Annotated in this window: 6 protein-coding genes; 1 reads left to right on the forward strand and 5 read right to left on the reverse strand. The window is 44.1% G+C overall.

Annotated elements, in window-relative coordinates; translation table 11 throughout:
• Window positions 1-122 precede the first annotated feature (122 nt).
• Window positions 123-5,111, forward strand: coding sequence for a CHAT domain-containing protein (locus tag RH949_RS08575; RefSeq protein ID WP_446352562.1), 4,989 nt, complete (start codon window positions 123-125; stop codon window positions 5,109-5,111).
• A 44-nt stretch (window positions 5,112-5,155) separates the two neighbouring features.
• Here RH949_RS08575 and RH949_RS08580 read toward each other — a convergent pair whose 3' ends face one another.
• From RH949_RS08580 to RH949_RS08600, 5 genes are all read right to left on the reverse strand, one after another.
• Window positions 5,156-6,271: a tetratricopeptide repeat protein gene (locus tag RH949_RS08580; protein WP_446352563.1), complete on the reverse strand. Its 1,116-nt coding sequence runs from the start codon at window positions 6,269-6,271 to the stop codon at window positions 5,156-5,158.
• A gap of 72 nt (window positions 6,272-6,343) precedes the next feature.
• Window positions 6,344-7,780 (reverse strand): tetratricopeptide repeat protein, encoded by a 1,437-nt coding sequence (locus RH949_RS08585; RefSeq protein WP_446352564.1) that lies wholly within the window; start codon window positions 7,778-7,780, stop codon window positions 6,344-6,346.
• A 77-nt stretch (window positions 7,781-7,857) separates the two neighbouring features.
• Window positions 7,858-9,651 (reverse strand): ShlB/FhaC/HecB family hemolysin secretion/activation protein, encoded by a 1,794-nt coding sequence (locus tag RH949_RS08590; RefSeq protein WP_446352565.1) that lies wholly within the window; start codon window positions 9,649-9,651, stop codon window positions 7,858-7,860.
• Between the two features lie 326 nt (window positions 9,652-9,977).
• Complete coding sequence (locus tag RH949_RS08595) at window positions 9,978-10,400, reverse strand: PIN domain-containing protein (protein ID WP_446352566.1); 423 nt, start codon at window positions 10,398-10,400, stop codon at window positions 9,978-9,980.
• Window positions 10,387-10,650: a FitA-like ribbon-helix-helix domain-containing protein gene (locus RH949_RS08600; RefSeq protein ID WP_446352567.1), complete on the reverse strand. Its 264-nt coding sequence runs from the start codon at window positions 10,648-10,650 to the stop codon at window positions 10,387-10,389. Before RH949_RS08600 ends, RH949_RS08595 begins: the two co-directional genes overlap by 14 nt.
• Window positions 10,651-10,859: the final 209 nt, after the last annotated feature.

The raw sequence follows: 10,859 nt of genomic DNA on the forward strand, positions 1-10,859 counted from the left end.
AACACACCCTACACATAAAGGATTTGTGTAAGTCCTATTTGTTAAGATTTTTGGTCGTTTGGCAAAAAAAGTCAGTTTATGGGGGAAACTTTTCGTTAGAGAGCGTAAAAGGTTATTGAACCATGCCGTATCCTAAAGTTCGCCCGCTTTGGACTTTTCTGCTTCTCTTGTTGGCAGGAATGCTCGCTCCTTCCTCTACCGATGCTCAATCCATTACTCCAGCAGCAGATGGCACGGGAACGATGGTAACACCGGATGGAAACCGCTTCGATATCCACGGTGGCACGTTTTCAGGAGATGGGGCAAATCTGTTCCACAGTTTTGAGCAGTTTGGCTTAGATTCGGGTCAGATTGCCAATTTTTTATCCAATCCTACGATTCAGCATATTATCGGGCGAGTTGTTGGCGGTGATCCTTCCCAGATTAATGGGTTAATTCAGGTTATGGGGGGTAACTCTAATTTAGTGTTGATGAATCCGGCTGGCTGGGTGCTGGGTTCAGAGGCTCAAATTAATGTTCCGGCGGCGTTTACGCTGACAACGGCGACGGGTGTGGGTTTTGAGAATGGGTATTGGTTCAATGGGTTTGGTGAGAATGACTACTCGAATTTAAGCGGTACACCGAGTCAGTTTGCGTTTGATTCGATACAACCGGGAAGTATTATTAATGCGGGCAACTTGGAGGTGCTAGAAGGTCAAACCTTAACCCTGCTGGGTGGTACTGTGGTTAATACGGGCGAAATTCGGGCACCTGGAGGAACCATTACGATCGCGGCTGTACCGGGGAAAAATCGGGTTCGGATTCGTCAGTCGGGACATTTGTTGAGTTTGGAGATTAAAGCACCTCGGACAGTGGATGGACAACTGTTATCGTTTACCGCGCGGGATTTACCGGATTTGCTGACGGTTGGGGCGACGGGTATGGAGACGGGATTGACGGTAGATGCGGATGGTACGGTGCAGTTAGGGGAGTCTGGGACAAGGATACCCACAACTGAAGGAAGTGCGATCGCCTCTGGTAGCCTAGATGTCTCTAATTCAGGTGTAGGCAAAGTTGGCGGTGAGGTGAATATTTTAGGTCAGCGCGTTGGTGTATTCGGGGCTACGGTGGATGCTTCGGGTACAAACGGCGGTGGATTGGTGAGAGTGGGAGGGGATTATCAAGGTCAGGGTACTATACCGAATGCGTCGCGGACGGTTGTTAGTGCAGATTCGAGGATTAATGCGGATGCGCTGGTTGAAGGGAATGGGGGACAGGTGATTGTTTGGGCGGATGACGCCACTGGGTTTAATGGCAATATTAGCGCTGGTGGGGGGAGTGATTCTGGGGATGGTGGCTTTGTTGAGGTGTCGGGAAAAGACGCATTAGCCTTTAGTGGTTATGTTGATGTGTCGGCGGCAAATGGTCAAGATGGGACTATTTTACTCGACCCTAGAGATATTATTATTGAGCCAAATGATGGGGTGGCTGATGATAATGGTCAGATTTCTCCTGGCGTAGATGAAGAAATTCTCTTTAATGATGGTGGGAATGCGGTTGATTTTGAAATTGATGACACAGCATTGACTGCTTTGACGGGTAATATTCTTCTGCAAGCGCAGCAGGATATTATTGCCCAGGCTGGGACGAATTTGAATTTCACCAATCAGACGTTTGGTGAGACGATTCGCTTTGAGGCGGGTCGAGATATTCAGATTAATTCACGCCTAACTACAGCAGGTGGTTCGGTCGAGTTAACCGCGACAACGGGCGGGATTGTGTTTGATGGTATTGATACCAGTGTGAATACAGGGAATGCTGGTTCTGTAACGTTGCAAGCGGCGGGGGATATCACAACGATAGAGAATTTTCTTGTAGAACTCGTCGATCCGGAAAATATCTCAGCAGGCGTTACTGATATAGCAGACGCCAGTATAAATACGTCGGTGAGTGTTAATGGTAGCGGCAATGGGGGTGATATTTCTCTTATCAGTACGAATGGTTCTATTGATACGAGTTCTGGAGATATCTTATCTGTAACGCCTGATGGTAGGGGAGGTTCTGTAGCGTTACAAGCTGGGGGCAATATTACGGTTAAGTCTATCGGTAGTTACGTTAATCCGACAGGGGATGCTGGATCGATAACCTTGCAAGCGGGAGGTAATATCACAACCACAGGTCTTTTGGGTGAAAACGGTGAGGGAACACTGATTTCTAGTGCAAAAACGGGTAACGGGGGTCAAATTTCTCTAACCAGTACCAATGGTTCGATTGATACCCGTTCAGGAGAAATTTGGGCTTTTTCAATTAATGGCAACGCTGGCGCGATCGCACTGTCTGCTGCTGATGAGATTAACACGGCTGAAATTAAGGCGAGTGCTGAAAGTGGAGATGGGAGTGGGGGAACTATCTCCTTTTCTAATGCTGGTGATGTGAATACAGCAGAGATTGATGTGAGTGCGGATTTGGGAAATGCAGGGAGTATCTCCTTTTCGGGTGCGAGTGATATTAATACGGCAGAGATTGATGCGAGTTCCGTTTCTGGAAATGGGGGAACTGTCTCTTTTTCCGGTTTTGTTGATATTGCTGATGATACTGATACGGGACAGATGACGTCCTCATTTTCTCCCCCTGATGACAATAGTACGCAACAGATAGATGTCTGTTCGGTTTCCGGAAATGGGGGACCTCTCTCTTTGTTTAGTGTTGGTGAGATTAACACGGCACAGATAGATGCCCGTTCGGTTTCCGGACATGGGGGAACTGTCTCTTTGTCTAGTGCTGATGAGGTTACTGTTGATACTGATTCGGGACAGATAACGCTCTCGTTGTCACTTTCTGGTGTGAGTGAGATTAACACGGCACAGATAGATGCCAGTTCGGATTCCGGAAATGGGGGAACTGTCACTGTGTCTGGTGCTGGTGAGATTCAAACAGAACAGATTGATACCAGTTCGGTTTCTGGAGATGGGGGAACTATTTCATTGTCTAGTGCTGGTAATATCGATACGGCACAGATTGATGCCAGTGCAGTAAGTGGGAATGGGGGAGCGATCGCACTTTCGGCAGGGGATGACATTAACACGGCACAGATTGATACCAGTTCAGCAAGTGGGAATGGGGGAGCGATCGCACTTTCGGCAGGGGATGACATTAACACGGCACAGATTAATACCAGTTCGGCAAGTGATGAAAGTATTGGTAACGGTGGAAACGTAACTCTTAACGCTCAAGGAAATGTTCAAGTTACCTCTATCAATGCTCAAGGTGGAGACAGTGGGATGGGGGGTGATGTTGACATTACCGCCAACGGATTTTTCAGCGCCACAGGCACGTTTACAGACCAGAATAATATAGATACCAGCATTTCCACTGCTGCTGGGAGTGAAGGAGGTCAAGTTATCATTCGACATGGAGGTGGTGTTGGTATTGCCTTTGATGTAGGAAATGCCTCTTTAAATGGAACGGCTGGAGCTATTACTACTGGCACTGATAATTCAATTCTGCCACCCCAGTCTTTTTCAGGTTCTTATAGCCAGGGAACTCCGCCAAGCGATATTCAGATCATTGCTCAAAATAACTCTTTTGTGGTCTCGCCGCTACCTTCTGTGATTTTGCCACCCCAGTCTTTACCAAATGTTATCAGCCAAGGTATTTCTCCTAGTAATATTGATTTCGTCCCTCAAGATAACGCTTTTAATTCACCTCAAGACAACTCTTTTATAGCTGGCAATTGTCCACCTGACTGTAATCTTGAAATCAGCAACTTGAGGGCGAGTAATCCTCTCCCAGAGTTGGTTTTTGAATTAGAGGAATTGTTTACCAGTGAGTTTGAGCAGTATCTAGGACAGTCTGGTACTCCGATTAAAACACTAGAGGATGCTCAGGAAGAACTTCGGGCGATTGAGGAGCAAACAGGAGTTCGGTCAGCGCTTATCTATGCGTTCTTCCTCCCATCAAATGCTTCTCCCTCTGACCCAATCAATTCAGAAGAACCGGATGCAAACGTACTTTGGGAATTGCCTCAGTTAGGACAGGTGAGGAATAACATTGGTCGGCGTCAGCTTCTACATGAGCGAGAACAGCCTAATCCCGACGAGCAACTACATCTTGTGCTGGTGACTTCTAGAGGGCGATCAATTTGGCGACGAGTACCGGGAATTACATATGAGCAAGTTGAGGACGAGGCAGAAAGGTTTTACCGAAAAATCATACGGCAAAATCCCTCTTCTGATTATGCTAACGATGCAAAAAAATTCTATCAATGGCTAGTTGCTCCTCTAGAAAAGGATTTACGATCTAGAAACATTGACAATCTAGTGTTCCTTATGGATAAGACATTACGCTCATTTCCGATTGCTGCACTACAAGATGATCAGGGATTGCTTTTAGAAAGATACAGTATTGGTTTGATGCCAAGCCTCAGTCTGACCAGTACTTCCTACGAAGATATAAAAAAAGCTCAAGTCCTAGCTATGGGAGCCTCTGAATTCATTAACCAACGTTTTTTAGCAGCAGTACCAGTGGAGTTGGAGGTGGTTGCAGAGCAACTCTGGCCTGGGACTGGACGGAATTTCCTCAATGATAAGTTTCAAAAGGAAACCCTTCAAGCACAAATTTCTTCAGGAAAATTTAGTATTATCCACTTAGCTACTCATGCTCACTTTGAGTCTGGGTCTCCTAGTAACTCCTTTATTCAATTGTGGGAAAAGGAAAAACTAACACTTGACCAACTAGAGGAACTAAAACTGAAGAATGTGCCTGTTGAGCTATTAGTTTTGAGTGCCTGTAGAACAAGTTTGGGCAACCGACAATCAGAATTAGGATTTGCTGGTTTAGCAACGGAAACTGGTTCAAAATCTGCTTTGGGAAGTCTATGGTCTGTTGATGATGAGGGAACACTAGTTCTCATGGCAGCCTTTTACGAGCAATTGAGGAAAACACCTGTCAAAGCAGAAGCTTTGCGACTGGCTCAACTAGCCATGAGCAGGGGGGACGTGAGAATAGAGGGTAAGCAAATAATAACACCCGATGGCAACATCCCCTTACCCGCTGATTGGGAGACCACAGATCGAATGTTCAATCATCCCTACTATTGGAGTGGTTTTACACTGATTGGAAATCCCTGGTAAGCTCAAAGGTTTGACTTGAAAACCGTTTTGTCTATAACTATTTTTTAACGCACATCTATCGGTGTAAGTATTCCTTCTGGTGGGTTTGGCTCAATTGGTTGTACTGGCAATCGCTCCTCTATAGCATTTGCTTTCTCGTTAGCTGCTATAGCCCTATATCCAGCTATTGCTTGTTCCAATAGTCTCTCAGCTTCGTCCTCTTTCCCTAAGAGCAACTTAACATTTGCTAAGCGAGCCTGCGTCTCAGCTAAACTGTATTGTTGTTGGGCAGCACTCAGTAATTGGATTGCCATTTCATAACTAACTTCAGCTAGCAAATTTAACCCTGATAATCGATAAAGATCGCCCAACCTCATGTAGATAAGGGCATTTGGGCTTCCTTGGTCTGCCTTCTCTTTGAGTGTTTTAATGGCATTAGTTATTAGATATTCCCGTTGGTAGAGATCAGCTAGAGAAATCGCTCTATCATCGCCTGTTGAGTTTTGAGTGATGCTTCTCTCTGCCTCTTGTATTCTTTGAATACTGTATTCCTCGAGTATCTCAAATCCTAGATTAGCTCCAAGATCGCTCCGAGAGGATGCTCCGTTACTGGCTTCAACGACCACTAAATATTTTTCTCCCCATTCCAAGGATGGGGCATTACCAGGGTAATCAACTGCCGTTGAACTTACTGTAGTCTGCCACAGCAACTCTCGATCTTCTGTCTCCACTCGAACGGTGTAGCTCGTTACTCCTTCCACCTCGTTCCAGCGTAGAGTAGGCTTTTCGGTGAGCAAATAGGTCATGCGAGGACTGATGACATAGGGGAGATGCGGATTATTTCCTCCAGATATATTATTATTGAAACCTGTCCGAATAATTGGTGGACTACCAGGGCAATGTTCTTGTACTGACTCTGTTTTACCAGAATAATATAGTCGCACGGAATTACCATTGGAACAGACTAGCTCAACCTCTGCTCCTCTACCTAGTCTTAGCCGATCTCCACTTCCAACTCTCTCACCCATACCTATTGGCTCAAAATTATTCTTGCCTTTGGGTTTAAGCTCTACTAGACCAATAGGCTCCCTAATGTAACTAGCCAAGGCAGCAGGCATTGAAATAATGGCAGTAGCACAAGATAGAATAAAAGCATTTATAAAAAGCTTTGTGTGTTTCATAATCTTACTCAAGAGGGTAAACGCATTTCCTTCAATTTTAACAATTTACTTCTGTTGAAGAAAGTAACTGGGCTATTCCTGGGCATCAATTCGTTCCAATGCCATGTTTAACCAGATAAAATCCTCTGGTAGTGCAGCATCGTTATAGTCGTGACAGCTTTCCCATTCATCGAGTGCCTCTTTACTCTTTCCTTGTTTTTCTAGTTCTTCTATTACCATTGCTAGTAAGCAGTGAGCAGGAGCCTTATTATCGGCAATTTTAATAGCTCTCTGAAGATCCATTTCCGCTCTCTCAAACTGACCAAGTTTTAATTTTAGCCAGCCGATGTTTTTGTTCAAAGCATATTCCAAATCAACATTATTTTTGTCTCTTTCGCGTAACCTAAGCTGCTGTAGTACACCAGCAGCAGCAGTATATTTCTTATCAAGAATATAAAGACGTGCCAAATTGTTATAAGCATTGTTATTACCTCCTTGGGCGGCTATTTGGTAATGAGTACGAGCCAGCTCATAATTCTGTAAATCTTCATATAGTAGACCTAAAAAGAAATAGGTTTTTGCATCATCTGGGTTGAAAGCTAGCGCTCGTTTAAAAGACGATTCAGCTTTAGCTACATTAATTGTCTTGTCTTTTTCGTTCAGCTTGTATTCTTCGCTCTGCTTGTATTCTTCGCTCTGCTTATCAGGGCATTCTTTGTTATGATAATATTCCTTGCATCCTTGTTCACGAAAATAAACAGCAATCCGAGGAAGTGACGATAAATGAATTATCCAGATAGTAAGCGCTAATATCAAGGCAATAAATGCCATTGTCTCTTGATAAAAATACTTATGAATATTAAAATTTTTCAGGACTCTTTCTAATATTTCTTGTCCGCGCAACACTTGAGTTAGTGCTTCTCCACCAAGGACTAGGCTTAATATAGTCGATCCAATAATCGCCGCAGCTCCGAATGTACTTGGACCCCCTGCCCAGAACCGTGGGACAATATCGGCTACAAAAGTAAGAAATATTGCTAAACAAACAAGCGTACAAAATCCCCACAATCTATCATGTTGATCCCAAGGATGAACGAGAAACCACCACCATCCTTGAGTTTTTGGTTTTAGAATTTCGCGCCACTCTGCCAAATCTACTGTTGTAGTAATTCTGTTTTCTTGCTCCTTTAATTGCTGATCTAATTTACGAATTTCATCTAGCGTAGCTGTGGCAATATAATGTTTTTCAACTAATAGCAGATCAAGCTGATCACGTACAGACAACACATTCATTATAGTATTTATAAACTGAAAATATTCGGGAGTTTTTTGTTCTGAAATCTTTGGGTTTCCTCGAAAATACTTCCCTCTGAAAATTTTACTGAAACACCTTAATCTAAAAAACTGAGCAATGAAAGCAAGCCAGAAATTATTTCTAGGATGCTCATAGGGATTTTCTTTCAAATCCTGAAGTCTTTTTTTGTATTCTTCTACAATTTCTTCTATAGAGTTGTTTGGATTATCTGTCATTTCTTTCGTTACTTGCTTAAGCAAATTAATCACTTAAATTCCTGGGATACAAAAAGGGTAAACTCCTTTATAAATAGCTAAAACCCATACCTCACACTAAAGTATAAACCTGAATCCTGGAAATTATCCCCCCGATCGCCAATACTCACTAAAGGCAAACCATAGTCAACACGCAATTCCAGTCCCGGTATTGGTTCTGGGAACCAAATTAATCCTAAACCTAAACCTGCTAGAAACTGCTCTGATGGTAACTGATTCGGATTATCGGGATGATTCCAGATCACCCCGGTATCAACAAAAGGAGCCAGCAGCAAAGACGGGTTATTCAACTCATCTCGATCCAAAGTAATCCGGTCTTCAATTGAGAAGCGAAACCCATTATCCCCAGAACGGACATTCTGTCGATAACCCCGCACCGATTGACCCCCACCCATTACAAACTGTTGAGCTGGTAATAAACTACCCGGCGTCAATTGTAATTCAGCTTGAACAACCAACAAGTGATTCCCACCGATTCGTTGCACCCGTTGCACTTGACCCAACCAACTCAAGAACTGTCCATCTGGAACCTCCCCCTCATTTGTCGTCGCATCAAAGAAACCCGTCCCAAAACTAAACTGTGAACCCAAAAACCACGCCCCCCGCGATGAACGACGCAGATACTCTTGTCCAAACTGGATTACACTCGTGCGACTGACCCCATCCTCATCCGGACCAATGCCAAAGGGAATCCCTAAAGAATCAAAAATAAACGTCTGACCCTCTTGGAAGGTAAAACCCAAGGATAAGGCAAACTCTTCACGAGGCTTGCGTATCAACGGTTGACGATAAACAATTTCATATAGATCCGTTTCTCCTCGAATATCAAAGTCATCAAACTCTGACTGAATAATATCATTTCTATTCGGTGCTATTCTCAGTCTCAGTGTACCGTTCATTGAATTGAGCGGCAGTTGATAGCCCAAATCCAGTACATCAGCGCCCAACGTCGCCGAACGGTAAAAGGAAATTCTATCTCCAACAACCGCTAAATTACGATGGCTTAACTCAACGCCCAATCGTTCAGAACCAACACTCGGCGGTGAGAAGTTATCAGCACGTACACTACCCTCAAAGGGATTCGCTTTAGTGAAGTGAACATTGAGATTCGTTTGCCCTCTCTCCCCAGTTGCGACTAAACGCGCTTCTATACCCCCGATAATGGGATCGTCACGTAGTAATCTCAGTTGGTCTTCCAGTTCAGCCGTATTCAGGGGAGTCCCTGTACCCAATTGAATGCGATCGCGAATATAAGATGCCCATCGTCCTGTTACTTCAACTTTTTGAACCTCTGTATTTTCTTCTTGGTTTTCACTGTCCGTAATCTGGCGGCTTCCACTCTCCTCAGTCTCAATGATTTCAAAGATCTGAATTTGCTCTAAACTTCCCTCAATCACACAAATTTCCACAACCCCATTCTCAAAGCTGGAAACTTCTGCTTGAGAGTTGATGTAACCCTTTGTGAGATAAAGGTCAGTAATGGCTCCAGCAATGTTATCCGGCAATTTTTTAAGGACGTTGTTCAAGTCAGCAAACTCTTCTCGTTGGGTGTATTTTTTCGGTGCTGTCAGCAAAAATCTTACCGTGACATATCGCTTCTCTAGGGGTTGAGTCACTTCCCTAACCGCATCCATCACTTCCTCACGACTAAACACTGTATTGCCAATTACCTTAATCGTCAGCGCTGGAATATTTTCGACTGGAAACGCGATCGCAGAATGTTGCTGGTGAAACTCCTTGGTATCCGGACAAACTGAAGCCAGTAGCGAAGAGGCTTCTGCTTCACTGTTTGGAGGGGATAGCTGCACAACTGGATCAGTCAGATGTTGCATTTCCACCTCCCCTAACCCAGTCGCTGAGGTGAAAACATGATCAGGATTAGCGGTAGCCCTGAACCCACTCCCTGTCATGAGCCAAACTAGGGGGAGTATCAGCAGACAACCCTGTAAGCTTAAAGGCGCAGCCATCGTAGTTATAAGTAAAAACTACTAATTCTGTCAGATCCATTCTCATCCCTGAGATAGAGATCTCGGCGTAGCTTTAGCTTTTTTTCTTATTTCGTCGCCGATAAACACCTGTAAAGGCTCCTATCCCGCCCTTGAAGGCGTCAAACCGCTATACTCCTCATCCTTCGTTATCTATGTTACCTGTGTTTAGTTCAGTCAGATTCCCAAGGATTAACAATTGCAATCCCACATCCTTCAAAATCAGAAACATTACGAGTAGCAAGAGTAGCTGGGCAAGTGTAACAAATACTGGCTATTTGAGCATCAGCTTGGGAGATGGGTTTCCCCATCCGTCTTCTTTCAGCAGCAATTCTAGCAAAAGCGATCGCGGCTGTTTCATCAAACGGTAAAATACGTCCGGCAAAATCTTCAGCAAACATCAATTGAGCAGCTTGGTTAAGTTCAGTTTGGCGTTTACCAGAAGGTAACAAAGCAATGCCATAAAGAATTTCAGCTTCAGTGATGGTTGTGGCAAAAAGATTTGTTATGGGTTGTGCGGCTACCCATTGACGAACCACTAATGAGCCTTTCGGGTGCATCAGTTCAGACACAACATTTGTATCAAGGACTATCATTTAACTCTTCAAAATTAGGGGGTTCGCGTAAGGGTTCCCTAGGAATCATTGGCAGTTTAAAATCGCCAAAATGGGTAAAACGTCGCTCGATAGCCAAGGCTAAATTTAAGGGTTTAGGAACTTGATCTGTTAATACAGCGCGGAGGATTTCTTTAGCTTCTTCTTCAAGAGAACGTCCCGAATGTTCAGCTCGCTTTTGGAGGCGATTTTTCAGGTCATCATCAAAGTTTTGAATCGTGATCCTGTTCATAGTAGACTCAATGGCTAAAACTATAAGCTGTTCGGCATTTAAACCTTAATATCAATAATGGCGCAATCCTTGCCGTAGTGCGAGCATCTTGCTCGCTACATCAAGCATCTTGCTCGCTACATCAAGCATCTTGCTCGCTACATCAAGCATCTTACTCGCTACTAATACCCAATTTAAATGCATGACAGCTTATTTTGGGGAGAGCGACA

The sequence above is a fragment of the Coleofasciculus sp. A1-SPW-01 genome (assembly GCF_040217205.1).
GTDB classification, from domain to species: Bacteria; Cyanobacteriota; Cyanobacteriia; order Cyanobacteriales; family Coleofasciculaceae; genus Coleofasciculus; species Coleofasciculus chthonoplastes_A.

Excerpts from the sequence above, each read along its gene's own strand:
- RH949_RS08575 (WP_446352562.1), top strand. The coding sequence starts at position 123 with ATGCCGTATCCTAAAGTTCGCCCGCTTTGGACTTTTCTGCTTCTCTTG.
- RH949_RS08580 (WP_446352563.1), bottom strand. The coding sequence starts at position 6,271 with ATGAAACACACAAAGCTTTTTATAAATGCTTTTATTCTATCTTGTGCT.
- RH949_RS08585 (WP_446352564.1), bottom strand. The coding sequence starts at position 7,780 with ATGACAGATAATCCAAACAACTCTATAGAAGAAATTGTAGAAGAATAC.
- RH949_RS08590 (WP_446352565.1), bottom strand. The coding sequence starts at position 9,651 with ATGCAACATCTGACTGATCCAGTTGTGCAGCTATCCCCTCCAAACAGT.
- RH949_RS08595 (WP_446352566.1), bottom strand. The coding sequence starts at position 10,400 with ATGATAGTCCTTGATACAAATGTTGTGTCTGAACTGATGCACCCGAAA.
- RH949_RS08600 (WP_446352567.1), bottom strand. The coding sequence starts at position 10,650 with ATGAACAGGATCACGATTCAAAACTTTGATGATGACCTGAAAAATCGC.